Below are 25,352 nucleotides of genomic sequence, written 5' to 3'. Positions count from 1 at the left end.
AATTAAGGCTACAGATTTTGTACGGACGCGAACCGAGAAGCCAGTAGGGCGGGTCTTGACGAAATGAGCGTTGTGATTAACAGCATCGCCCCAGAGACATACAAGAAATCGGTTAACTTCAACTGAACAGGGTAACCCTCTACCACCGATGCCTCCATTCCCATAGAAACAAGTCCATATTTTTGCTGAACAAAAACGATTAATGCGCCTGCGGCAAGTCCCACTACCGTTCCAATCAATGCAATGAGAATACCTTCCATGATAAAGATGCGTTTAAGTAAACCGGCATCAGCGCCGCAGGCTGCTAACACCGAGATGTCTTTTTTCTTATCGATCGCTAACATCATCAGGTTAAAGTAGATATTGATCGAACCAATGATCAGCAAGATAACAGAGGCGATTGAAGCAAAAAATTTCTCCAAATGAAGAACACGGTAAAGATCTTCATGTTGTTCTTCGCTATTAAGAACCTTGAACGATTCGCCGAGTACATCCTTTAGCGCACGTTGTGTCCTGGTAACATCAGCGCCTTTCTTCAACTTAATTTCCAGGGCTGTACGTTTGTTGCCATAGTTAAGAAGTTCTTCTGCAAATTTTAAGGGAACAATGATGTAGCGCTCATCGAAGTTTTGCACGATGGAAAAAATACCTCCGGGAGTAATATTTTTTTGCGTGTACATCTGGGAAGGATCAAGCGATCCTGCTTTGACATTTTTCACGTAGTATAACTGCAGGGGGAAAAAATCATTGCGCAGATCGATCGATAATGCAGCACCGACACCATAACCAATCAACGCATAGTTAATGTTGTTGTCACGAAGTTTTAGTGCGCCATCGATAATCTTGTCTTCGGGAATTCGCTGTTGGGTAATAAAATTATCACTGACACCTTTGATCGTTACGGGCTGGTTTGCCTGATTATATCGCGCGAAGGCATAGTCCTCAATCACCTCTGTTACGGCTTCAACGCCTTGTACGCCTTGTACTTTCTTCAGGAGAACTTCATTGACTGGAAATGATTTTCCGAGTGCAGCTTCGATCTTTATTTCAGGATCGAACGAATCATTTAAGCTGCGGAGTAAATCTCCGAGCCCGTTGAATATTGATAGTATAACAATGATCGCCGCGGTGATGATGGCGACAGACACCACCGAGATGATCGATATCACGTTGATGAAGTTCTTCTTTCGTTTCGAAAAGAGATATCGCTTTGCTACAAAGTAAGGTAAGTTCAAGCGGCGATGAGTTTACACTATTCGTCAGTCTTTTTAGGGATGTTCAGATTTTTAATGATGTCGTCAAGACGGGTTGCATTCTCTTCGACTTCGTCAATATAGAAAATTAATTCAGGAACGATACGAACTTGTTTACCGATGCTATCGCCTAGGGCCTTTCGAATTTCACTTTTCCGCAGGTTGATCTTCTCCAACGTTTTTTGTTTATCCTTTGCCAGCATCATGCTGATGTAAACTTTAGCAATCGATAAATCTGTGCTTACCCGTACGTCTGCTATTGTGATGAATGTATTGTCGAGAATCCCTTTTTTGTCGCGTTGAAAAATTTCGCTTAGTTCTTTTAGGAGAAGCTTTGCGTACTTTTGTTGTCTTGTTGTTCCACTCATACAGCAAATATCTTTTATCAGCTAACAATTAGCAACGAACCATTGGCAATTATAAAAACCTCCCTATTTTGAACCCTCAAAAATTCAAATCTTGTTACAGTATTTTCGAATAAATGACCCCTACCGTGTTCTAGGCCTATTGGTGATCATGCTGGCCGTTTTTCTGCCGATGCTTTTAGCCGATCCAGGGCTCACTTTGCCTGAATTGAACAGCATGCTAATCGGTGAAAAGATGCGGGAAGGCCATTCCATGTACATCGACATAGTCGATCATACGGCGCCTCTCGCAGCGTGGTGCGATAGTGTTTTCGACTTTGTTTTCGGTCGCTCCTTAATAGCACGACGATCGTTCGCCCTTTTTGTAATCCTTGTCCAAGCTGTTTTTCTGGGTATCATTTTCATTAACAAGAAGGCGTTTGCTGAAAACACCTTTATTCCTTCGCTTCTATATCTCATTTTCTTCGCTTTCTCATATGATAACGTTGGATTAACGCCGGAACTCTTGGCCTCTGGTTTTTTACTACTGGCACTCAATAACCTTTTTAAAGAAATTGAGTTTCGTGAACAACGTGATGAGTCGATTTTTAACCTGGGTCTTTATATCAGTTTTGCATCCTTGTTCGCATTCTCGTTCAGCGTCTATTTGTTAGCGTCAATTGTCATTCTAGCAATCTTCACAAGGTTGGAGGTAAGAAAGTATTTGCTGATGGTGATTGGTTTCCTTGTGCCTCACCTTATGCTAGTCAGCATCTTCTACCTTCGCAATGGCTTAGATTCACTCTGGGATTTTTACTATCTCCCGAATTTAAGTTTTTCAACATCGTATTATATCGGAGCGAAGAGCATGTGGATCTTGGGCGCGGTACCAGCATTCTATTTGGTTGTCTCTTTTGTAATCCTGAATCGCGAGGCACGTTTTACGAAATATCAATCGCAACTTGTTCAGGCAACTTTCTTTTGGATGGTCTTCGCATTTTTGCAAATATTTTATTCCAAAGGAATTCGCCCACAAAGCTTCATCACATTAATTCCTGTCATCTCTTTTTACGTTTCGCATTTCTTGTTAATGATTAGGCGACGAAAGTTTGCTGAGATCAATCTTTGGCTAATAGTGATCGCAATCATTTCAGTCGGATACTTATCGTACTATAATAATACCGGTGTCGATTATGAAACGCTTCGCGTGCATACCGTGCCGACTGAAAATAAGGGAGAAAAAATACTCGTGTTAAATTCTACACCTTCATTGTATGCGAACAACAGATTAGGTACTGGTTTTTTGAATTGGAATTTATCAGAGGATATCTTCAAGCATCCTGAATATTATGAGAATGTGGTACGGGTAAGTAAGGCTTTCAAGAAGGATCCACCACAACGCGTACTCGATCCAGACAATATTTTCGAATCCTATTTGAAGCGCATTCCTGAATTACGGCGTAGTTATCAAAAGCATAGTACGGGAGAGTACAGACAGTTGAAAAAATAATTCCTAGTCTTCACGTTTGTCTCGAGCAAAAAAAATCGCTAAGGTCTTACTTCCTTAGCGATTCATTTTAAAGTTTCGGTGTCACTTTATGATTTCGATGCTCTTGCTTTTTCTTCCTCCAATCTTTCAAGCTCTTCGGCCTTCAACCGTTTCTTTTGAACACGGGCCGAAATAAGAATACTCACTTCAAATAACAAGTAAAGCGGTATGAAAATTAGCGTCTGGCTCAACGGATCCGGAGGTGTAATAATCGCCGCGATAATCAACAAAACAACAATGGAGTGCTTTCTATACTTTCTAAGAAACTGTGGCGTGAGCATTCCAATCTTTGAAAGGAAATACACCACGACGGGTAATTGAAAAAGTAAACCACTTCCGAGCACGAGTGTGACAAGCGTGCTCACATAAGATGTGATGTCAAATTCGTTTCGAATCATTGGGCTCAACTGATAGCTTACCATGAAGTATACCATGAGCGGCGCAATAACGTAGTAGCCAAAAGAAATACCGGCGGCGAACAAGAGTGAGATTGCCGCAACAATGCCACGCGACCCCTTTCTTTCTCCTCGCTTTAGACCAGGGCTGATAAATCTCCACATCTCCCATGCGACATAGGGAAAGGCCATTACAAGACCGATAATTAAACCCGACACGATGGTGATCGTGAATTGTCCCGTCATGTAGCGGCTTTGCAATTCAAGTTTGATATCATCGATACAAAGCTGAGGTTTTCCAATCGCTTCCCCTAGCGCGCAGAGCCCCTTCCAGGTTGCAAAATCCTTTGAAGCTGGTGCCAGAAGTATTTGATTGAAAACAAAATCAACAAACACAAATCCCAGCACCATGAAAATGGCTATCGCAATAAGCGATCGGATGATATGCCATCTCAGTTCTTCGAGGTGATCGAGAAACGACATCTCTTTCTCTCCGTAATCTTCATTCAGTTCCTGATCTAAGGGCATGCGGAATATTTAAACCGTAAAAAATTTCTGATGACGAGTTCTCAAAATCAACTTAGTACAATGGGAATTTTTCAGTAAAGCGGTTCACTTTGCGTTTCACTGCTTTTAGATGCTTGGCATCAGATGGCTTTTGAAGCGCTTCGTCAATGAACTCAACTACTTTTACCACATCTTTTTCTTTCATTCCGCGCGATGTAATAGCTGGTGATCCAATACGGATACCGGATGTCACCATTGGTGATTCAGTATCAAATGGTACCATGTTTTTGTTAATGGTAATGTCGGCTTGAATTAGAGCCTCTTCTGCTTGCTTACCGTTGAGTTTCTTCGAACGAAGGTCGATCAACATAAGGTGGTTGTCTGTTCCTCCCGAAATAATCTTGTAACCTTTATCGAGGAAGGTTTGTGCCATTGCTTTTGCATTTTTGGCTACCTGAACGATATAGTCTAAATATTCATCGGATAAAGCTTCTTGGAAAGCAATTGCTTTTGCAGCGATAACGTGCTCGAGAGGTCCGCCTTGCGTTCCAGGGAAGACACCGGAGTCAAGGAGTGATGACATTTTTCTAAGCTCGCCTTTTGGTGTTTTGAGACCGAATGGATTGTCGAAGTTTTTACCAACCATGATCATACCACCGCGTGGGCCGCGAAGGGTTTTATGGGTTGTAGTTGTTACGATATGGCAATGTTCCATTGGATCGGTAAGCAATCCGCGCGCGATGAGGCCGGCAGGGTGAGAGATGTCCGCAAGGAGCAGTGCCCCAACAGAATCAGCGGCTTCTCTGAGTTTTTTATAATCCCAATCACGGCTGTAGGCAGACGCACCACAGATGATCATCTTTGGTTTCTCACGCTTTGCCGTTTCGATCACTTTATCAAAGTCGATAACACCTGTTTCTTGCTCGACGCCGTAGAAAACAGGTTGGTATAACTTCCCTGAAAAGTTAACGGGCGATCCGTGTGTTAAGTGACCACCGTGTGAAAGGTCGAAACCGAGAATTTTATCACCAGGCTTCAAGCATGCAAGCATGACCGCCGCGTTAGCTTGTGCCCCCGAGTGAGGCTGAACGTTTACCCATTCGGCACCAAACAGTTGTTTAGCGCGATCAATCGCAAGTTGTTCGATCTCATCAACAACCTCGCATCCGCCATAATATCTTTTACCTGGAAGACCTTCAGCATATTTGTTGGTCAAAACAGTGCCCATTGCCTTCATAACCTGTAATGAGGTAAAGTTTTCGGAGGCAATTAGTTCGATACCGTGTTGTTGGCGTTGTTTTTCTTTTTCAATGAGATCAAAAATGACTTTGTCGCGCTTCATGATGGATGATTTTTTGAAGTGCCAAAAATAGGACTATGAATTAACCGCGCGAAATGAAAGGAAGAATAATTTCCGCAACAACTACCAAGAGCCGCTGCTTCCACCACCGCCAAAACTACCACCGCCACCAGAAAAGCCTCCACCTGATGAGGATCCTCGTGACCAGGATGAACTCGATGAGCCGGAAGACCACCCCGAGCCTGAAGACCAGCTACTTCCAGATCTACGTGAGCCTGGTTTTTGAGAAGCAAAATTTTTTGCCCATTGGGTTTTGCCAATCAGAACGCGGGCAATTGGAAATGCAATTAGATAAATGGTTAGAAGGATACCTCCACCGACCAATCCCAACACAACCCATGGAAAAACTGCGTAGAAAGGAATGAGAAAAGCATATAAAAACCAGCCAGTTCGGTCAGGAATTAACAAGGCCACCACCGTGAAAATGCCCAACACGCCGAAAATAAATGCGCCAATCCCAATCTTTTCTGCCAAGCTTAGTTCATGGGATTCATTCACACTTTCTTCTGCTGTGTATTCGCCTTGAACGGCTTTGATGATCGCTGTTGTGCCGGCGATAACACCGTCGTCGTAGTTGTCCTGCCGAAAGAAAGGCGCAATCTCGTTTCTGATGATTCTACTACTTAAAGCATCTGTCAGTGCGCCCTCGAGTCCTTTCCCGACTTCGATACGCATTTTGTGATCGTCAATGGCAATTAACAACAATACACCATTGTCGTTTTTCTTGCTTCCCAATTGGAGTTCGTCATGCGCTACCTGCATGGAGTATTCTTCAAGAACCTTTCCATCAAGTGATTTGATGATGAGGATAGCGATTTGATTAGAGGTGGAATCTTCATGCTGGATAAGCATCGATTCAAGCGTTGCCAGCGCATCGGCAGAGAGCACACCGGCTTCATCTTTTACACGATGATCCCAACGTTGAGGGGTGCCGCGCTCCTGTGAATATCCCCGTTCGACAAAAAGAAATAATGTCAACATCAGGAGTGCAAGCGCGCTCGCGTAAGTTGCTATTCTTTTTGTATATGCTGTCATATTATAATTCAAATATAAAATTGCTTAATCGTTACCATGAATCGCTAGAACCGCCACCGCCAAAATCGCCACCGCCGCCAAAATCACCGCCGCCGGAATCACCCCACGAACCAGCGCTGGATCCAAATCCACCCATTGGACCAATCCATCCTCCTCCCGACGACCAATAGCCACCGCCGCCACCACCACGACGCCGTGAAATCAGAAATATGATAGCAAGCACGATCAGAATTGTGAAAAGCGAGGAGTTCTTTTTGCCCTTTCGTTTCGGTGGTTCATCATTTTTATACTCGCCTTTGATGGCTTTTATAATGGATAACACGCCAACCTTTACGCCATTATCAAAATCGCCGCGACCCAGATATGGTTTTATTTCATTGCGATTTATGCGGCTAGAGGCCACATCTGTTAGAGAACCTTCAAGTCCTTTGCCGACTTCGATCCGGATTCGCCTTTCCTGAATGGCGATTAACAACAGTACACCGTTATCTTTTTTATCTTGACCAAGCTTCCACTCTTTTCTCGCCACACGCATGGCTAACATCTCTTCCGCTTCGCCCTCAAGCGATGGGACTATTAAAACAGCAATTTGATTTGACGTTGAATCACGTTCTGCCTTTAAGATTGCTTCGATCTCGGCTGCGCCTTGCGCTGACAATACATTGGCCATGTCGTAAACCCAATGGCGACCGTCCTGCGCAGGAACCTTCACCTGCGCCAATACAGGAGCATTCATGAATATAAAAAGCAACGTGCTGATGCTGAGCAAAAACTTTAAAAACTGCGGATGGATCTTGGCCATGAGATGTGGGTGCGCGAATTGTTTAATTAACCGTCTATTCGAAGATCATCTCTGAGTTCATTGACGTCATCGTCGGTTTTATGGAAGCCTTTTTCGAGGAGGAGATCACCACAGCGTTTCACGGCGTGTTCGATACCATCCACCATTTTACCATCTCTTATGCTTACAATAAGATCGGCTACGATTTTGTCCCACTGTTTTTGTTCTACCACTTTGCTAATACCACGGTCAGACATAACGATTACTTCGTGCTCGAAAAACGAAATAAAGATCATGATTCCTGTACGATGGCGTGTATTGAAAACTTCTTCTTGCAAGAATGCTGTTTCTGCACGCTGACGTGTTGCTACATCGAACTGAGCCTGGCTAATGAGTAATCTCTTATAACCCGAAATGAAATTCGGAATCACGGAACCTAACAAACCTCCCAACACGACCATGATGAAAACAAACACCGGATCGTAAAACAAAGTATTCACGGCGTCGACGATCACATAGCGATCGAGAATAATCATGATAACAAAAGTCAGCGCGGCAAACATGAGGCTGGACTTATAATTCGCGACGGAATAGATGCCGCTACGATCGACAATAACGGGAACAATTTCTCCTGAAATTTTATCTTCAGCATTCTTCACAGCAGATTTTATGCGCTGGAGATCGCTGTCAGTAAATTGTTTCTTAACACTCATATTTTATCTACAGGTTTTGAACAAAGATAAGGAACGAAGATTCAAAAACACCATGTCTACAGACGTGTTCGTTACTGGGTTATTGTAAAAAATGCTTGTACATGGAACGCTCCATACGGAATTCAAGTTGAGATTTTAGTTAAATTTCTACATGGAAACATTCTTTACAGAAACGCTTGGCGTGGACGAAACAATTTTTAGTTATGTGCTGCTACCGTTCTTGATATTCATTGCACGCATCGGAGATGTGTCGATAAATACAATCCGAATAATTTACGTCTTGGGTGGCAGACGACTAACGGCCACGCTTTTGGGCTTCTTCGAATCTTTTATCTGGCTGATGGCAATCCGACAAATTTTCGAACACCTGGACAACTGGATTTGCTACATCGCCTACCCGGCAGGCTTTGCAAGCGGAATTTTTGTCGGCATGATTATAGAAGAAAGAATTGCTTACGGAAAGGTGATTGTAAGAATTATCACGCGTCGTGAAATAACGGAACTGTTGAGCTATTTTAAAACGGAGTCACTCCGCTACACCCATGTAAATGCCGTGGGTCCTGACGGCCATGAAAACCTTGTGTTCACCGTGCTCGAACGCGAAAGGCTTGAGAGTTTGCTGGTCAAGCTGAAAGAAATTCTACCATCGGCATTCTATACGGTAGAAAAAGTAAACAGAGCTGGTGAAAGTGGAACGGTTGTGCAAGAAACTACGCGTTGGAGTATTTCGTCTTGGATGAGAACAATTAAAGGAGGATGATTTTTTTGAATAGTTGTAATCTTGTCACCATCTTCACTACCTATTAAAAAAAGAGCTTATGAAATTTTTAAAACTTGGCGTATTGTTTCTAATCGCCACCGCGTTCACATTTCCGAAACCAACGAAAATCGGATATAACTTTAAAGTCGGTTCTACTGTTGAGTGGACGCAAAACGTAAAGCAGTCAATGAAACAGTCTATTCCAGGCATGGGTGACATGGACACGAACACTGAAGTTAAGAGTGGTTTATCAGTGAAGGTCCTGGAGAAAACATCTACCGGCGCAAAACTGGAAGTGATTATTCCAAAACTCACTGTTGACATTAAATCAGCAATGATCGGCAACGTATCACTTGATAGCGAAGGTGATCAAGGCTCACCGTTCAACAAAGTGATGAAAGCAATGACCGGAACGCCGCTTACGCTTACCATTAGTGCGTTAGGGGTTGTCGAAAAAGTTGAAGGTGTCGATAAAGTTAAGGCTGCTATCGAAGCGCTTGCCTTAGATGCTAACGTGAAAGCTGCTGCTACTCAGGTTGTCGACCAATTTACCGCACCATCTTACTTCCAATTATATTTTATTCAATACCCAACAGTAGGTGTCGAGACGGGTGGAACTTGGAAATCGTCATACGCAGCATTGGTAAACTTTCCTAATGATATTCAGATCACATCAACGTTAACTAAAATTGACGGCAAGGTGTTAACCATAGATGGTGATGGTACACTCACCACACCGAAGGACAAACAGTTTAATGCAAACGGTTTTAAAGCTACGTCAGACATCACAGGAAGAATGGCCGTGAAAAGCAAAGCTAATCTTGATACAGGCTGGCCATCTGAATTGAAAAGCGTTTCAGAATTGAAAGGCAATATCAAGATCCTAGCGGGAGGACAACTTCCGGAAGATATGGATGTGCCGACTGAGATGACCATCGAGTACGATCAGGCTGTGAAGCAATAACAATCAATAAAAAAGACCGGGTGATCCCGGTCTTTTTTTATACTTCCGCCATCATTTTAAGGATGTCATCTACATAGTCGCGCGAATTGGACAGACGCGGGACTTTGTTTTGTCCACCAAGTTTTCCTCTCCGCTTCATCCAATTGTAAAACGTGCCTTCTTCAACAACATGAACGATGGGCTCGATTAGTGCCATGTCATGCTTTCTCTTCGCATCATAGTCGGAGTTTACGGATCGAAGCGTATGGTCCAAAACTTTCGAGAAGGTTTCCAGGTTTGAGGGCTCTACTTTAAATTCAATGATCCACTCGTGTCTACCTTTCTTCCCTTCGGCTAGATAGACAGGCGCAGCTGTAAAGTTATCGATTACAGCGCCGGTTTCTTCACAAGCTTGAGTAATGGCGCGCTCTGCATTTTCTACGATCACTTCTTCACCAAATGCATTGATGAAATGCTTGGTTCGGCCAGAAATTTTAATTCGATAAGGGTTTCTGGAGGTGAACTTAACTGTATCGCCGATGTTGTAGCGCCACAGCCCAGCATTGGTTGTGATTACCATCGCGTAATTTTTTTCGAGTTGAACCTCATCAAGACGTAGGGCTTTTGGATTTTCATTCTCCAACTCTTCCACCGGAATGAACTCGTAGAAAATACCATAGTCTAACATCAAGAGTAATTCTTCTGAATCTTTCTGGTCTTGTATCCCAAAGAAACCTTCACTTGCGTTATAGGTCTCCCAATACCGCATCTTGTCCGAAGGAATGAGCGATTTAAAAAGTGCGCGATATGGTGCAAAAGCAACAGCCCCATGGAAGAATACTTCGAGGTTTGGCCAAATTTCAGTAATGGGCTTTCCTTGAAGCTCCATTATTTTTTGGATAAGCAATACTGTCCACGTGGGAACGCCGGCGATATTGGTAACATTAACAGCCGCTGTTTCTGCCGCCATCTTCTCGATTTTCTCTTCCCAATTTCCCATGAGAGCAGTTTCCAAACTTGGTGTTCGTATGAACTGCGCCCAATGGGGAAGGTTCTTCATGATTACCGCCGACACGTCGCCATAATAGGAAGACGCACTCGGATCGAATTCATTTATCTGATGACTACCACCGACAGCAAGTCCTTTTCCGTCAAAAACGGTAGTATCAGGGAAATTGTTAACATAGATTGACAGGAGATCTTTTCCACCTTTGAAGTGGCAATCCTCTAATGCCTCCTGGGATACCGGTATAAATTTGCTGCTCGCGTTTGTTGTGCCGGAAGACTTTGAAAACCACTTGATCTCCGTTGGCCACAGCAGATTTTGCTCGCCGCGCATCAACCGTTGAATGTAAGGATAAAGATTTTCGTATGTGTGAACGGGTACGCGGTTTCGATAATCTTCGTAAGACGTGATGCTTGAATAGTTAAAGCGCTGGCCGAATTCAGTGAAACGTGCATCGTAAACAAGTTTCCGGAACAGCTCATCTTGCACTTCATCTGGATACTTAATGAAAAGCTCTATCTGATGAATGCGTTGCTTCATCACCCAGGTCAATATGGAATTAATCAGCCCCATTCGGTTTGCGGTAATTTCAAAAATAATAAAGTTGCTCGAATTGGGGTGCTGAAAGAGAATTATCAGAAGCCGTCGTTGGCATCAAGTCCCGTAATTTCTTGGCGGTTATCGTCACGCTTATTCTCAAAAGTGACCTTTGCTCTCCTAAGTTCGAAGTTCTGTCCAAGATATACTTTTCTAACCTGTGGGTCATTTGCGAGTTCTTCTGCCGTTCCAGACTTAAACAATTTACCGTCAACCATCAAATATGCACGATCGGTGATGGACAAAGTCTCATCCACATTGTGATCTGTAATTAAGATGCCAATGTTTTTGTTTTTAAGTTTAGCAACGATGGTTTGGATTTCTTCCACGGCTATCGGATCCACACCCGCGAAAGGTTCATCTAGAAGTACAAATTTAGGGTCGACGGCGAGTGCCCTTGCGATTTCTGTTCTCCGCCGTTCACCACCCGATAACGACATGCCGATGTTCTTTCTCACTTTGTGAAGACTGAATTCATTGATGAGTTCGTCAACTTTTTCTTTGCGCTGCGCAGCTGTCATGTCTCTCATTTCAAGTACGGACATGATGTTTTCTTCAACGGTAAGTTTTCTAAAGACGGAAGCCTCCTGAGCTAAGTATCCGACGCCACGACGGGCGCGTTGGTACATCGGGAGCATGGTGATGTCTTCGTTGTCGAGGAAAATGTGTCCCTCATTTGGTTTAATAAGCCCAACCGTCATGTAAAACGTGGTTGTTTTACCAGCACCGTTTGGACCCAGTAGTCCTACGATCTCACCCGTTTCTACTTTTACAGAAACATTGTTGACAACAGTTCGTGTCTTGTATTTTTTAATGAGATTTTCGGCGCGTAAAACCATGTCAGAGAAATTTGATGTCTTTGATTCTTAGTTGTACAGACGTTGTTCCGTTGAAAGTATTTTCTTCAACAGTAAATGCCATTTTAAAAGGGTCACGTCTCGACAAACGGTCATAGTGCTCTACGGCATCAAAACCCACAACTTGGAAAACGTTGTCTGATCCTTCCTGTGCAGCTAGAAAACGAACATGTTTGTCCTTGAACGACGAGAGCGAATTAAAAACATATACCCGATTGGCTTCAAACACCGGTCGCGGATTTTCGGGACCGAACGGCGCCATCTGCCGAAGTACATTGACAAACTTTGGCGTGATGAAATCGAAGTGTAAGGGCATATCAATATCGATCACGGGTGTGAGCATATCAGAGGTGATCGTAGAAGACACAACCTGCTCAAACTTTTGTTGAAATTGCGCTAGGTTGCTAATATCAAGTGTGAGTCCGGCGGCGTATTTATGGCCACCAAATTTTTCAAGCAGGTCGCTACATTCGAGAATGGCATTATAGAGATCAAAGCCATTCACACTTCGTGCGGATCCTGTTATTTTATTATTTGACTCAGTAAGAATCACAGTTGGGCGATAGTATTTCTCGACACACCGAGCAGCAACTATGCCAATTACACCCTTATGCCATGTATTCTTAAAAAGAACTGTGGATTTCGCTGTTCGCCTTGATTCATCACCTTCAATCATCGCAATCGCCTCCTCAGTGATATCGCTGTCAAATTGTTTGCGTATTTCGTTTTTCAAGTTGATTTTCTCGGCGAGGTCTAATGCATCCTTTTCGGTACTGGCAATTAATAGTTCTACAGCAGCCTTTCCATGTGCGACGCGTCCAGCAGCATTGATACGTGGACCAAGTGTAAAGACGATGCCGGAAATGTCTAGATCGTTTTTTATGGCCGCGATTTCTTTCAGCGCCCTTAATCCGGGTAAGGGATTCTCATTTAGTTTTTTTAGCCCGAAGTGTGCAAGTACTCTATTTTCGCCTGTGATGGGTACAATGTCGGATGCAATACTTACCGCGACGAGATCGAGATATTCGTATGTTGCTGAAACATCGCGGTGACGTAGTGCATAGGCTTGTATGAGTTTGAATCCAATACCACAGCCGCTTAATTCTTTGTAGGGATAGTTGCAATCTTTCCGCTTGGGATCCAAAACGGCCACTGCTTCCGGAATATAATCGTCAGGTAAGTGATGGTCACAAATGATAAAATCGATACCCTTGCGCTTGGCGATCTGAACGAGTTCCGACGATTTAATCCCACAGTCAAGTGCGATTATTAATGAGTAATCATTTTGCTCCGCCCATTCTATCCCGGTAAGTGAAACACCGTATCCTTCTGCGTATCGATCGGGAATATATAATTCGCAATGAGGATAAAATGTTTTGAAGTAGCTGTAGACAAGTGATACTGCCGTTGTTCCATCCACATCATAGTCGCCGTAAATGAGAATGTTTTCTTTTTTCTCAAGCGCTAGGGTGATGCGTTCGATAGCTTTGTCCATATCCTTCATCAGGAAAGGATCGTGCAAATGTTGGAGAGAGGGTCGAAAGAAGTTTCTTGCTGTGTCAAATTCGTCGACACCACGTTGCAACAAAATGGCTGACAAACAGAAATTAATGTTGATGGCTTTTGAAAGCTTTTCAACTAAATCCTGTGAAGGGATTTCCTTTCGGAGCCAGCGTTTGTCCATTGAAATTAGTTCGATTCGAAATTGATAGTACCCTTATTTCCAGCGAGGCCACTTATACTATCAATACCAGGCTGACCATCTTTACCATTTTTGCGTGACGGACCAAGACCAGCAGATCCATGATACCCGGCGCGACCACTTTTGCCGGCGACACCACCGGCATTCTTCACTATAATTTTACTTCCCACCCATTCCTGGATGTTGGGATGTTTTTTACTACTCAATGTCAACGTGCCACCATTTGCACCGTTGCCGCCTTGTCCGGCATTGCCACCATTGGCGCCATCCCCACCTTTGCAATGTACCGTACCAGGACTTCCACTGCCACCTTGACCACCTTGACCACCACGGCCGCCATTTCCTCCCGATAAGTTGATGATTAATTGACCTTTTATTGACACTTGTTCAATATACAGGAATAAATTAATTCCGGAGGTGCCATCAAGGCCTTTTGAAGCGTTGCGTCCAGGCGTACCGCTTTGGCAAGGTCCAATGGGCGTCACACCAGGAACACCATCGCGCCCCGGCTTTCCGTCAATGCCACGTCCATCAATTGTGCAGTGATTTCCGAAAATGACAACCTGCGCGCGTACGAAATTTTCTTTCTTTAGCTTGTTGAGAATAAGCGTAGAAGAATCCATCATGATTAAGGTGTCTGCCACAAGGATATCCGACTGGCCCAGGTCAAACGACTCTTTTGATTTGATCACGAGTTTTGACATCCGTATTTGAGCAACCAAAAGCGTTGGCAGCAAAAAAAATATGGATATCAGGAGTGAACGGATCATTTCTCTAAGTTAACGGAGTAAAGGCGTATTTGAAAAGAACTGTAAAATTACCATTAGCCCTATACAAAGCAATAAAGGCAACGCTCGCGCATTGCCTTTATTTGAATTTGTCAGGAAAATCAGTTTGCGCTTTCCGTTGCTGGCTTGTCACTAATTACGCCTTCAAGAACATCTTTTATTTCTACGCGCTGTCCATCACGATAAGGAACTATCCAGGCATCTTTCACGCCCATTTCACGCATATACTTTTTGAAGGTATCAGCTTCCCAATAATCACGGAAAATTCCGATTGTGATTTTTTGAGGCTCACCTTCTTTAACTTCTCCACCAAAGTTTGGATTGTTATCAAAATACTTTGCAAGATCTTTATTCTTGAAAGCACCAACTTGAACTTTGAATACAATACCCTTTGAGAAATCCATCGGGTTGATTACAGGTGCCTCTTTAAGCTGAGCAATTTCTGCTTTCGCTGCAGTAAGCTGGCCTTGGCTCTTCGAAAGCTGGTCTTCTAATTCGGCGATCTTTGCATCCTTATCGCTGATCGTGCTTTGCATTGATGTCACTTTCTGATTCAATGAAGCAACCTGATTATCGGCAGCTTGTTTGTCCTCAGTAAGTTGTTTCAGGTTGGCAGGATTCTTCGAAAACTCCTTGGCTTTCTTTTTCCACTCCTTCTTTTCTTGTTTGGAGAGTTGAGCAAAACTTTGTGAAGCTGAAAAAATGCAAGCCAGACAAAAAATTACGAGTAGTCTGTATTTCATGGCTTAAATATTAATTATCAATTATTAAAAGTACGAATAAAATTTATAAAAAGGCAAAAGCCAATATTTCTAAAGACTTCCCACCATCTTTTCTGGTTTCACCCACTCGTCAAATTGTGCCGATGTAAGGAGTCCAAGTTCAACGGCAGCTTCACGAAGCGTTTTGTTTTCCTTGTGCGCCTTCTTAGCAATCTTCGCAGCGTTCTCGTACCCAATATGAGTGTTCAATGCAGTCACCAACATGAGGGAATTCTCCATGTGTTTCTTGATTACTTCATTGTTCGGCTCAATGCCTTCTGCACATTTATCATTGAATGATACGCAGGCATCACCAATTAGCCTTGCCGATTGAAGTACATTGGCGGCGATTACTGGCTTGAATACATTCAATTCAAAATGCCCAGTAGCACCACCGATAGACACGGCCACATCGTTTCCGATCACTTGCGCACAAACCATTGTTAATGCTTCAGGTTGTGTTGGATTGACTTTGCCCGGCATGATCGATGATCCAGGTTCATTATCTGGAATGATGATCTCGCCAATACCACTCCGTGGGCCTGAACTTAACATCCGAATGTCGTTAGCGATTTTCATGAAGGCTACCGCTGCGCGTTTTAAAGCGCCCGATAGCTCCACCATTGCATCGTGAGCTGCCAACGCTTCGAATTTGTTTGGAGCCGTGATGAATGGATAACCTGTGAGCTCAGCAATTTTTTTTGCAACCAACACATCGTACCCTTTTGGCGCATTGAGTCCTGTTCCAACGGCGGTGCCACCTAAGGCGAGTTCACGAACAACTTCCAATGCATTATTAATTGCTCGTATGCTGTTGTCGATCTGCTGAACGTAACCTGAAAACTCTTGGCCTAACGTGAGTGGCGTAGCATCCATGAAATGGGTCCGTCCAGTTTTTACAATATTCTTGTATGACTCAGCTTTCTTATGCAGCGTGTCACGAAGTTTCTTCATACCAGGGATGGTGACCTCCACGACCTGTTTGTAAGCAGCGATGTGCATCGCTGTCGGAAATGTATCGTTGGATGATTGAGATTTGTTGACATCGTCATTGGGATGCAAAACTTTCTTTTCATCAGCCAGTTGTCCACCCTGCATAACATGTGCACGATAAGCAATTACTTCGTTAACATTCATGTTGCTTTGGGTGCCCGATCCAGTCTGCCAGATCACCAATGGAAACTCACCGTCTAGTTTACCGGTCAGTATTTCATCGCATGCTTTTGCGATAAGATCTTTCTTTTCCGCAGAAAGAACGCCAAGCTCTTGATTCGCCATCGCAGCCGCTTTTTTCAAATAAGCAAAAGCGTAGATAATTTCTTTTGGCATGCTGGCTTCAGGTCCGATCTTGAAATTATTGCGTGAGCGCTCTGTTTGCGCGCCCCAATACTTGTCTGAAGGAACCTTTACTTCCCCCATAGTGTCCTTTTCTATGCGATAGCTCATAATTGAATAAAAGTTTGTCCGCAAAAATAGAAAAAGACCGGTTTTCACGTCTCCTTTTTCATGGTAAGATTCGTCGCCAATAAAAGCGATTTATCCAGAAATACGAATTCAGGAAGTCACGCGGCGAACAATTTTCGCATCAATGGGTGTAAGAACTAAAACTAATTATGATTAGAAGAACATTTCAAAAAATCGCTACCGTCATCTGTATCGCAACATTATCCACGCTCTTTTTTTTCGCTTGTGAGACAGACGATGATAAGAATGCAAAAGTACAGGTCTGGCTGACTGATGCGCCAGGGGATTATGAGGCGGTATATATTGACATTCAGGGGGTGGAAGTTCACACAAGCGAAACAGCCGATGAAAAAGGCTGGCAATCACTCGACATTCGCGAGGGCGTGTATGATCTTCTTCAACTCACCAATGGGTTGGATACGCTACTTGGCGAGGTCGAAATACCAGCTGGAAAAATTTCGCAAATTCGACTTGTACTGGGTTCAGAGAATAGCATCAAAGTCTCGGGCAAAACATTTGATCTTGGTACGCCTAGCGCCCAGCAATCGGGGTTAAAACTTCAAATTCACGAGACGCTGAACGCTGGCGTGACGTATAAGATCTTGCTTGATTTCGACGTTGCGCGCTCTATAGTACTAATGGGCAATGAAACGTACAAACTGAAACCGGTGATAAGAACCATTACCGAGGCACAGGACGGCGCAATTAAAGGCCTGGTTTCACCCAAAGAGTCGACACCTGCCGTGTATGCAATAGTAGGTGACGATACATTGGCAACGTCATTTGCTGATGCCAACGGTGCATTCTTGTTAAGAGGATTGCCTGCCGATACTTATGTTGTGAGCGTCGTTCCGAACAGTAACTACGCGCCGACGCAGAAAAATGGTGTGGTTGTAACGTTGGGGAATGTTACTGACCTAGGCACTATCACTTTGCCACAATAAACTTTAAAAAGGAAGAGAAGGCTGGGCTCGGCCTGGCTTTCTTCTCTTTTAAGTATGTTCACTTTGTACTCCTGTAATAGATCTGGCCGCAATGAAGGCTGTGCTCCAGGCATTCTGAAAATTGAAGCCCCCCGTTTCACCATCAACATTTAAAACTTCACCTGCAAAATGTAAGCGCGGAATTTTTTTGCTCTCCATTGTCTTACAATCAATTTCCGACAAGTCTACACCACCACAAGTAACGAACTCATCCTTGAAAGTTGTTTTTCCCTTAATGGAAAAATCACAACGCATTAAATTTTCTAAAAGCCGGTTTATATTCTTCAACGGTAACTCGGCCCAAATCCTGGCCTCCTCAACACCTGAACGCGAACACAACTTTTCCCATAGACGAGAAGGAAGTTTGAAAAGCGGATTTCCGACAACGCGTTGTTTTCCGTGATTCTTTTGATAAGACTGAAGCTGCGCACGCAGGTCATCTTCTTTGATGGGCCCAACCCAACTTACGAGGACACTGAATTCGTATTTTTTTTCATGGAGGTATGTGGCGGCCCAAGCTGACAATTTGATCACAGCAGGTCCACTTAATCCCCAATGGGTAATTAAAAGTGGCCCTCGTTGAACAAACTTTGAGCCCACGATTTTTACCTCTGCATCTGGGACGGAGATGCCCATCAGGTCTTGAAAGCTCTTTTCAGAATCATTAAAAGTAAACAGCGACGGAATGGATGGCACGACGTTATGTCCCAAAGAAGCAATGATCTCGTACGCGTCTGCCTTTGGGCTTCCGCCAAGGGCGATCAATACGTGACGCGCCCGATACGATTGCCTGGAAGCAGTTTCAATTGTAAATCCCGAGTCGTCATGCGATAAGGCAATTACCGCCTCACTAACATTAATTTTTATTTTATGATTATGGGCCGCGGTGATGAAACAATCGATAATGGTTTCCGAACTATCGGTTACGGGAAACATGCGTCCATCTTCTTCAACTTTTAGTTCGACACCTTTTGAGGAGAACCAGTCTACAACATGTGCCGCATGGTACGTTTTAAAAATGGATTGAAGTTGTTTTTCACCGCGGGGGTAATGGTGCGACAATTCAATCGGCTTGAAGCAATGATGCGTAACGTTACAACGACCTCCACCAGAGACACGTACTTTCGAAAGAACCTTATTTGTTTTTTCAAGAATGAGAATTCTTAAACCTGGCCGCATCTCGGCAGCTTGAATCGCACCATAAAATCCCGCTGCGCCACCGCCAATTACGACCAAGTCAAATCGATTCATCCATCAAAGTAACATAAGCGATGGATGACGCGCAATTAGTTGGGATGTCGGTAGAACGTTTTACTGACAATTTTCCATCCATCGGTGAACTTATAGAGCACCAGGTAATCTGTGAACGTCTTTTTGTTTTCACGGAATAGCTCGAGTTTAACCACGGCAGCCGTGCCCGTAATATCGACGCTGACGAAGTTTCCTACCGCGGGAGGCGGCACGGTAGCATTTTCTTTTTTTCGCTTTTCGATGGCTGCGATCCAATCTTCAATAGCGTATGGCTTTATGTCGTTGTCGGTGAAACGTAGCATGTTAAAAGAAGGATGAAACCCGCTTCTTATCACCTCGCTACTTCCGCCGTTTTGAATCCCATCGATGTATGCCGATTGTATTACCTGCTTGATAGCAGCCTCATCACTTGATTGTTGTTGTGCATAAGATTGAACAGCAAGAGAACAAAGCAGGAGTAAGAAGGGAATGATTGTTTGCTTCATGACGAAGATAAGTTTGATGGTTAGTTTTTTTTCTAGTTGTCTAGCCTTGGATGTATACGCCAACGAGAATAAACCGTTGAGAAAACAGGCTCAATAACAACTATCTACAACCAAACGACACAGTTGATCAAAAACCCCTCGGTCGCCGGGCGAAAGCCCGGTCGAGAGGATCATCAATGATCTACCAACTAACGAATTAATGTTTCTTTGAGTAGCAAGATGGCGACACCTAGTTCAGTTTTCCTGAAAGTAGGTCGTTCCAATCAGATTCAGGTTTAACGCGCTCGCTGACAATTTCTGCTAAATGATGGTCAACATCTTTTACAGCAAGCATTCCGGCAACACCAAGGGCATTGCCAAGGTGTTGTGTTTTCTCGTCAACTTGATCGGCGATGAAGATAACGGGTGTGTTGCGATTAACGGAATGTGTTCTAATAGAACGTACGAGTTCAAAACCAGTAACAACAGGCAGGTCAGTGCCGCAGATAATTAGATCGAAATGTTCGATTCGCGAGGTTAGGAGCCCATCCAAACCAGATTCGGTGTGAAGCACAACAGGGTTGCTTCCGCTAAGCACTGACTGTACTTGGCTAACGGTTTCTTTCTGCCTGTGAACAACAAGAATTTTCATTACGTTTTGAACCGTAGTGTTAAACATTTTTTTTCCTGAACCTTTTATGAAAGTTCGTTAATAAAAGGGAATCTCGTTGACGGATGTTTGTCTAAACCGACCTGCATAATCAGGTGGTGGATACAAAACATCTTGAAGGATAGCTAGATAATGGCTCTTTTGAGTGATGTACTTAGTAAAAAAGTACTATAAAATTAGTACAATTATACTATGCCCTGATTTACGAATTTAATTGACAATGCCGGCCTCATAGGCAAATTTAACCAGGCCGACCGTATTATTAACACCAACTTTTTCCATAATGTTAACACGATGGTTTCGCACGGTATTCTCACTTAGAGACAATCGTTGGCCAATTTCCCGAATTGTGAGTTCACGACAAATCAGAGCGAGAATTTCCTTTTCCCGTTCCGTTAGTTCGGCCTGACGAAACATGGGCCGCTGGCCAGATCTTTTTTCAGTTACATTTTTGCGAAGAACAGCGGCGACTAGATCGTTGTGATAGAAATCTTTTTCTACTACAGCATAGATCGCTTTCTCTAGCTCATCCGGTTCTGTGTTTTTTAATAGGAACGCATGAACGCCGAGCTCCATCATGTGAAGGATATACTTCGCACTGTCATGCATGGTCATGGTTAAAATGATGATCTTAACGTTCGGATTTCGGCGAATGATCTGCTCACATGTCTCAGCGCCATCCATTATTGGCATTTGAAGATCAACGATTGCAACATCAGGTTCTTCATACTTAATAAGCGTGAGGAGCTCTTTTCCGTTTTCTGCATCTTTCACTTCGACTACGCGATCGAAACTGCGGAGAAGGTTAACCATGGCCTTACGAAAGAGGGTATGGTCATCGGCGATATAGACTTTATACTTTTTCATAAGGGACGTAAAGGGTCGTTTTGCTGCCCTGCTTTCTATTTCGTTCAAACTCAATTTTTGCACCTAGTAATCGCGTTCTATTTTCAATATTATACAGCCCGAGGCCTCGACCGGATTCGTTCGAATTTTTAAACGCTTCTGGATCGAATCCAATGCCGTTGTCTTCTACCGACAAGATAATTTCCTCTTCCCCCCACGCATCAATATTTATCTCAGTGGCTTGAGAATGTTTTATAGCATTGTTTATTAACTCCTGCACAACGCGAAACAACATTAACTCGCGACTCTTTGCCATTGGCTTTATTTCCCCGTGTTCGTGCCAATTCATCGGAAGTGTTGTTGTCGCCTGAAATCGTTCGCACATCTCTTTAACGGCCTGTGCGAAACCGAATTTTTCTAATGTTGAGGGCATCAAGTCTCGACTAATCCTTCTTACCGAAGTGATCGTATCATCGAGCATCTGTTTGGAAAGGTCGAGACGTTGAGGATCGTTAATCTGTTTTGCGACCGTAGTAATGCCGACGCGGATAGTCGAGAGCATCGCACCAATGCTATCATGTAGATCGGCAGCCACCCGTCGTCTCTCATTTTCTTGCGACTCAAGTGCTGCCTCCATCATTTTCTGCTGATAATCAAGCTCTAATTGCTGACGTTTAAGTTGTTCTTGTATCATTTTCTTTTGATAGAATACAACAAACAGCACAATTGCGCCAGCCAAGAGCAGCATGCCTACTGTGGCGATTGAAAAAATCAACGCAAAATTAGAGACACCCTGCTCCATTATCCGAAAATAGAAAAGGTGACTGGATTTTATTGAATTGAAGAAAAATAAAAGTTTAAATGTGTGCTTTAGCTGACAATGTGTTTGTTCGTACGCGGAGGCAGATGCTTGACATCATAATATATGCCAAGCAGAATAATTGAATGCTCAAGAATATTTAGAATGTTATGAAACGTCCAATAAATCATCAGATCATTTTTTAAAACGCGAACGATATAGTCGGTAAATGCAAAAAGAAAAAATGATCCAGCATGATAGAACAAAAGTCCTGAGTTGATCCAGAACATCGGTAGTTGATGGATATGCTTGGTAGGAAGTTCTTCCATCAGCTTATAAAAGAATGCTATCGTATAAATCAATATTGTGACCGACAATATGATATATGAGAAAGAATTAATATCGCGTTTTTGAAAGAAGATTGAATTGATGATGACCGCAAGAATAAATACCCCGATCAGTATTATCCAGTACATGCGTTTGCTTTGGAACTGCTCTCGATAAAGCAAGGTTACCAAAGTGAAATAGTATATAATGAAAATGATCGGCGGAAGATTGTTAAATCCACTCACCTTGAATTGGACTAACATCAGCGGCGTCAAATTGATGACGCTTCCAAAAAGGAAAGTAAACCCTATCAGCTTGATCGAAAGGTCTCTATCGCGGTAACGATAAAAACATACCAATGCGATTAACGCCGATAGGGCACTTTGAACAAAAACGATTTTAACGAATTGTTCTATGGTCACGGTACGAGGTATGAATAGTTTAACAATACGGAGGGCAAGGTAGTCCCATATCTGCTACCGTTCCAGCTGCGGCAGCATCTTTACCAGCATCTTCTGGCCAGATGTTCGAACCGTCTTCACGGGCGCCAATGAGTACCATTTGCAATTTGTCTTCATCGCCATAAGAGAAATATACGCGCATACCAACTGCTTCGGGGTGAGAGATAATTGTTTGGATGATGTCAGTTCCGAAGAAATAAGCATGAACGTTTCCAGGGTGCTTGTCACCATATTTCTTAATCCATTGCTTCGCTTTGTTTTGATCGATAGGTCCGCCAACGTTCTTAGTGAATTTGTACTTCGACATGATGTTTTGAGGTTTTAGTTAAACATGGCATTAAAGTATTGAAAAAAAATTAAGAATTTTTGAGCGGTCTATGCCAAGCTTATAACACCGCTTCACTTTTTTATTCTTCCCAATTGCCTTTTCGGTAGATTTACCGTACCATGTTCTTGACATATGATTGAGATCCGACAAGCTACACGCGATGACTTACCGACCCTTCAAAAATTTCAGGTTCAACTGGCCTTAGAATCCGAAGGTATTTCCCTTGACGAAGCTAAACTCTCTGCCGGTCTGAAAGCACTGCTCAATGATGAGCATAAAGGCGTCTACTACGTTGCACTTGAGAATCAACAAGTGATCGCATGTTATCTCATTACGTTTGAGTGGTCAGACTGGCGCAATGGAATGGTCTGGTGGTTACAGTCTGTGTATGTGATTGAATCTCATCGTGGTAAAGGGGTGTTCCGTGTGATGTACGAACATGTTTTGGCGCAAATAAATGCCGATCCATCAGTGATTGGCCTTCGCCTTTACGTTGATAAGTCCAACGCACGGGCTATGCACGTTTATCGGGCGATGGGTATGGATGGTGATCATTACACAGTTTTCGAATGGATGAATAAATAAGCGCATGGCCAAACTAAAAGAAAAAATACGTTGTGGTTGGTGCCTAAAGTTTGACGACTATATCCGTTATCACGATGAGGAGTGGGGTAAACCCGTGCACGATGACCGTGTTCATTTTGAATTCTTAATTCTGGAGGGAGCACAAGCTGGCTTGAGCTGGTCAACCATTTTGAAGAAACGGGAAGGATATAGAAAGGTGTTTGCAGATTTCGATGCAACGAAAGTGGCTAAGTTCACTGATGTTAAACTCGAAAAAGCACTTCTCGATCCTGGCATCATTCGGAATAGACTAAAAGTTTATGCGGCTGTGAACAACGCAAAACGATTTCTAGAAGTCCAGAAGGAATTCGGAAGCTTCGATAAATACATTTGGTCATTCGTGGGCGGCAAAACCATTATCAATAAACGTAAATCACTCAGTGAAATCCCTGCGACAACACCCGAATCAGATGCGTTGAGCAAAGACCTTATTAAACGCGGATTTAAATTTGTTGGCAGCACAGTGATGTATGCACATATGCAGGCTTGTGGACTGGTGAATGACCACTTGGTAGATTGTTGGCGTTACAAACCAGTGCAAACGAAATCAAAATAATTTAAGCTGTTCATTTTGTTTTGGAGGACGCGCTTTCCCGAAAACGGTCTGGCCACCATGTTGGTAAGATTCGTCTCGTTCCTTTTTTATAACGGTTTCCAAAAAATCCTTCGGTTCAAATTCTTTTTCCACTTGCAATGCCAGCTGCGATAATTTTTTAATTGCATTCAGTTTGTCGTTGTCACCAAGCTTCGCTTTCTCGACTGCACTCTTGAGTGTTTCAATGGTTTGGTCATAAATTTTTAAAGGCACAGGGAAAGGGTGACCATCTTTGCCACCATGAGCAAAGGAAAATCGCGCTGGGTCAGTAAAACGTGAAGGCGTTCCATGAATGACTTCGCTCACCAGTGTCAAAGACTGTATCGTCCTTGGTCCGACGCCTTGCAGCAGGAGAAGAGATTCAAAATTGTCAATGGGATTTTCGTGTGCCAATGTTAGAACAGCGCCGAGTCTTTTCATATTGACATCACTTGCACGAACTTCGTGATGCTTTGGAAGAAGAATTTTTCGGATTTCGCCAAGCATTTTATCCGGAGATTCTTTGGTGATTGAGAGAATGCCTGAGCGTGTAGCCGATGCGTTGCTGTCTGAAAGATTTAGAATTAAACCTTGATTGATGCCCGTAACGCCAGCGTGTGGCGAATTGAGGTACGACTGAAATTGCTTCGAATGCCAATGGTATCGACGTGCCATTCCGCTCGTATCATTTAGTCCCTGCTGAACGACGGTCCATTCACCATCCTTTGTAACGACGAAGTTGTGGAGGTATAATTGAAAGCCATCTTGAATGGCCGTGTTGTCGACCTTTGCCGTAAGTTTACTTGATGTCACCAAAGCGTTGCCATCAAGCCCGGTCGTGGCCGCAACCTTCATCAATTCATTGGGTGTCTGAAGAGAATGTTTTCCGCGCCCGCCGCAGATGTAAATGCCAAGTTCATGCGACTTTGGATTGATGGCTCTTTTTAGCGCACCCATCACCGATGTCGTAATTCCTGACGAATGCCAATCCATACCCATCACACAACCGAAAGCTTGAAACCACAGAGGATCGCTTAATCTTTTCAGCATCTCGGACACGCCAAATTCAATAACGATGGCTTCCGTCATTGCTCCTCCAAGCAACGTCATACGCTCCGCAAGCCAAGGTGGTATGTGGCCATAATGTAGTGGAAGATCCGCGTAATTTGTTTTGGACATACTCAGTTAAATATTGAACTGATTACGGTGC

At 43.4% G+C, this 25,352-nt stretch carries 26 protein-coding genes and 1 pseudogene; 6 read left to right on the top strand and 21 right to left on the bottom strand.

Annotated features, from left to right (window positions below; genetic code table 11):
• Nucleotides 1-8: 8 nt before the first annotated feature.
• The gene (locus tag DQQ10_RS03315; protein WP_245970252.1) at nt 9-1,235 is read right to left on the bottom strand and encodes an ABC transporter permease; all 1,227 of its coding nucleotides are present in this window, start codon (nt 1,233-1,235) and stop codon (nt 9-11) included.
• Nucleotides 1,236-1,252: 17 nt separating this feature from the next.
• The gene (rbfA, locus tag DQQ10_RS03310) at nt 1,253-1,621 is read right to left on the bottom strand and encodes a 30S ribosome-binding factor RbfA (protein ID WP_112745355.1); all 369 of its coding nucleotides are present in this window, start codon (nt 1,619-1,621) and stop codon (nt 1,253-1,255) included.
• 91 nt (nt 1,622-1,712) lie between these two features.
• Here rbfA and DQQ10_RS03305 point away from each other — a divergent pair, with 91 nt between their 5' ends.
• Entirely contained in the window at nt 1,713-3,107 is a 1,395-nt protein-coding gene (locus DQQ10_RS03305; RefSeq protein ID WP_133259517.1) for a hypothetical protein, read from the top strand.
• Between the two features lie 86 nt (nt 3,108-3,193).
• Here DQQ10_RS03305 and tatC read toward each other — a convergent pair whose 3' ends face one another.
• The 5 genes from tatC to DQQ10_RS03280 form a co-directional block, all read right to left on the bottom strand.
• A complete protein-coding gene (gene tatC / locus DQQ10_RS03300; protein ID WP_112745353.1) occupies nt 3,194-4,069 on the bottom strand; it encodes a twin-arginine translocase subunit TatC in 876 nt (291 codons plus the stop codon).
• A gap of 52 nt (nt 4,070-4,121) precedes the next feature.
• Complete coding sequence (gene glyA, locus DQQ10_RS03295; RefSeq protein ID WP_112745352.1) at nt 4,122-5,390, bottom strand: serine hydroxymethyltransferase; 1,269 nt, start codon at nt 5,388-5,390, stop codon at nt 4,122-4,124.
• Between the two features lie 81 nt (nt 5,391-5,471).
• On the bottom strand, nt 5,472-6,443 hold the full coding sequence (locus DQQ10_RS03290) for a TPM domain-containing protein (RefSeq protein ID WP_112745351.1): 972 nt from the start codon (nt 6,441-6,443) through the stop codon (nt 5,472-5,474).
• A 31-nt stretch (nt 6,444-6,474) separates the two neighbouring features.
• Nucleotides 6,475-7,245 (bottom strand): TPM domain-containing protein, encoded by a 771-nt coding sequence (locus DQQ10_RS03285; protein ID WP_112745350.1) that lies wholly within the window; start codon nt 7,243-7,245, stop codon nt 6,475-6,477.
• Between the two features lie 26 nt (nt 7,246-7,271).
• Nucleotides 7,272-7,937 (bottom strand): TPM domain-containing protein, encoded by a 666-nt coding sequence (locus DQQ10_RS03280; protein ID WP_112745349.1) that lies wholly within the window; start codon nt 7,935-7,937, stop codon nt 7,272-7,274.
• 151 nt (nt 7,938-8,088) lie between these two features.
• On the opposite strand from DQQ10_RS03280, the gene DQQ10_RS03275 reads away from it, so the two are divergent.
• Complete coding sequence (locus tag DQQ10_RS03275) at nt 8,089-8,697, top strand: DUF2179 domain-containing protein (RefSeq protein ID WP_112745348.1); 609 nt, start codon at nt 8,089-8,091, stop codon at nt 8,695-8,697.
• Between the two features lie 58 nt (nt 8,698-8,755).
• Entirely contained in the window at nt 8,756-9,661 is a 906-nt protein-coding gene (locus tag DQQ10_RS03270; RefSeq protein WP_112745347.1) for a DUF6263 family protein, read from the top strand.
• Between the two features lie 37 nt (nt 9,662-9,698).
• Here the strand turns inward: DQQ10_RS03270 and DQQ10_RS03265 are convergent, their stop codons facing one another.
• The 6 genes and pseudogenes from DQQ10_RS03265 to fumC all read right to left on the bottom strand — a co-directional run bounded on the left by DQQ10_RS03265 (nt 9,699) and on the right by fumC (nt 16,797).
• Entirely contained in the window at nt 9,699-11,219 is a 1,521-nt protein-coding gene (locus DQQ10_RS03265) for a GH3 auxin-responsive promoter family protein (protein ID WP_112745346.1), read from the bottom strand.
• Nucleotides 11,220-11,359: 140 nt separating this feature from the next.
• A pseudogene (gene lptB, locus DQQ10_RS03260) lies at nt 11,360-12,082 on the bottom strand (LPS export ABC transporter ATP-binding protein); the annotation flags it as partial.
• A 1-nt stretch (nt 12,083) separates the two neighbouring features.
• Nucleotides 12,084-13,784, bottom strand: a complete 1,701-nt coding sequence (gene recJ, locus DQQ10_RS03255) for a single-stranded-DNA-specific exonuclease RecJ (RefSeq protein ID WP_112745344.1) — start codon at nt 13,782-13,784, stop codon at nt 12,084-12,086.
• Between the two features lie 5 nt (nt 13,785-13,789).
• Nucleotides 13,790-14,572, bottom strand: coding sequence for a hypothetical protein (locus tag DQQ10_RS03250; RefSeq protein ID WP_165823780.1), 783 nt, complete (start codon nt 14,570-14,572; stop codon nt 13,790-13,792).
• Between the two features lie 119 nt (nt 14,573-14,691).
• Nucleotides 14,692-15,333 carry a coiled-coil domain-containing protein gene (locus DQQ10_RS03245; RefSeq protein ID WP_112745342.1) on the bottom strand — a complete coding sequence of 214 codons (642 nt, stop codon included), beginning with the start codon at nt 15,331-15,333 and terminating at the stop codon, nt 14,692-14,694.
• Between the two features lie 69 nt (nt 15,334-15,402).
• Complete coding sequence (fumC, locus tag DQQ10_RS03240) at nt 15,403-16,797, bottom strand: class II fumarate hydratase (RefSeq protein WP_112745341.1); 1,395 nt, start codon at nt 16,795-16,797, stop codon at nt 15,403-15,405.
• A 167-nt stretch (nt 16,798-16,964) separates the two neighbouring features.
• Here fumC and DQQ10_RS03235 point away from each other — a divergent pair, with 167 nt between their 5' ends.
• Nucleotides 16,965-17,759 carry a DUF4382 domain-containing protein gene (locus DQQ10_RS03235; protein ID WP_112745340.1) on the top strand — a complete coding sequence of 265 codons (795 nt, stop codon included), beginning with the start codon at nt 16,965-16,967 and terminating at the stop codon, nt 17,757-17,759.
• Nucleotides 17,760-17,807: 48 nt separating this feature from the next.
• Here DQQ10_RS03235 and DQQ10_RS03230 read toward each other — a convergent pair whose 3' ends face one another.
• The 7 genes from DQQ10_RS03230 to DQQ10_RS03200 all read right to left on the bottom strand — a co-directional run bounded on the left by DQQ10_RS03230 (nt 17,808) and on the right by DQQ10_RS03200 (nt 22,923).
• Nucleotides 17,808-19,049, bottom strand: coding sequence for a BaiN/RdsA family NAD(P)/FAD-dependent oxidoreductase (locus tag DQQ10_RS03230; protein WP_112745339.1), 1,242 nt, complete (start codon nt 19,047-19,049; stop codon nt 17,808-17,810).
• Nucleotides 19,050-19,084: 35 nt separating this feature from the next.
• Nucleotides 19,085-19,534: a nuclear transport factor 2 family protein gene (locus DQQ10_RS03225; RefSeq protein WP_133259516.1), complete on the bottom strand. Its 450-nt coding sequence runs from the start codon at nt 19,532-19,534 to the stop codon at nt 19,085-19,087.
• 229 nt (nt 19,535-19,763) lie between these two features.
• On the bottom strand, nt 19,764-20,165 hold the full coding sequence (locus tag DQQ10_RS03220; RefSeq protein WP_165823779.1) for a response regulator: 402 nt from the start codon (nt 20,163-20,165) through the stop codon (nt 19,764-19,766).
• A 228-nt stretch (nt 20,166-20,393) separates the two neighbouring features.
• Nucleotides 20,394-21,050 carry a response regulator transcription factor gene (locus DQQ10_RS03215; RefSeq protein WP_112745336.1) on the bottom strand — a complete coding sequence of 219 codons (657 nt, stop codon included), beginning with the start codon at nt 21,048-21,050 and terminating at the stop codon, nt 20,394-20,396.
• A complete protein-coding gene (locus DQQ10_RS03210) occupies nt 21,037-21,831 on the bottom strand; it encodes a sensor histidine kinase (protein WP_112745335.1) in 795 nt (264 codons plus the stop codon). Before DQQ10_RS03210 ends, DQQ10_RS03215 begins: the two co-directional genes overlap by 14 nt.
• Before the next feature lie 68 nt (nt 21,832-21,899).
• Nucleotides 21,900-22,577 carry a hypothetical protein gene (locus DQQ10_RS03205; protein ID WP_112745334.1) on the bottom strand — a complete coding sequence of 226 codons (678 nt, stop codon included), beginning with the start codon at nt 22,575-22,577 and terminating at the stop codon, nt 21,900-21,902.
• Nucleotides 22,578-22,596: 19 nt separating this feature from the next.
• Entirely contained in the window at nt 22,597-22,923 is a 327-nt protein-coding gene (locus DQQ10_RS03200; protein ID WP_112745333.1) for a hypothetical protein, read from the bottom strand.
• Nucleotides 22,924-23,076: 153 nt separating this feature from the next.
• On the opposite strand from DQQ10_RS03200, the gene DQQ10_RS03195 reads away from it, so the two are divergent.
• Together DQQ10_RS03195 and DQQ10_RS03190 are read left to right on the top strand one after the other, a co-directional pair.
• Nucleotides 23,077-23,529, top strand: coding sequence for a GNAT family N-acetyltransferase (locus tag DQQ10_RS03195; protein ID WP_112745332.1), 453 nt, complete (start codon nt 23,077-23,079; stop codon nt 23,527-23,529).
• Between the two features lie 4 nt (nt 23,530-23,533).
• A complete protein-coding gene (locus tag DQQ10_RS03190; RefSeq protein ID WP_112745331.1) occupies nt 23,534-24,124 on the top strand; it encodes a DNA-3-methyladenine glycosylase I in 591 nt (196 codons plus the stop codon).
• Here the strand turns inward: DQQ10_RS03190 and DQQ10_RS03185 are convergent.
• Nucleotides 24,116-25,321, bottom strand: a complete 1,206-nt coding sequence (locus DQQ10_RS03185; RefSeq protein WP_112745330.1) for a DUF763 domain-containing protein — start codon at nt 25,319-25,321, stop codon at nt 24,116-24,118. The two genes, DQQ10_RS03190 and DQQ10_RS03185, sit on opposite strands and share 9 nt — an antisense overlap.
• Between the last annotated feature and the right edge of the window lie 31 nt (nt 25,322-25,352).

Origin of the sequence: Pseudochryseolinea flava (assembly GCF_003286915.1) — a bacterium.
Lineage (GTDB): Bacteria > Bacteroidota > Bacteroidia > Cytophagales > Cyclobacteriaceae > Ohtaekwangia > Ohtaekwangia flava.
Note: the sequence above shows the minus strand (reverse complement) of the source record. Positions and strands in the feature narration are given on the sequence as shown.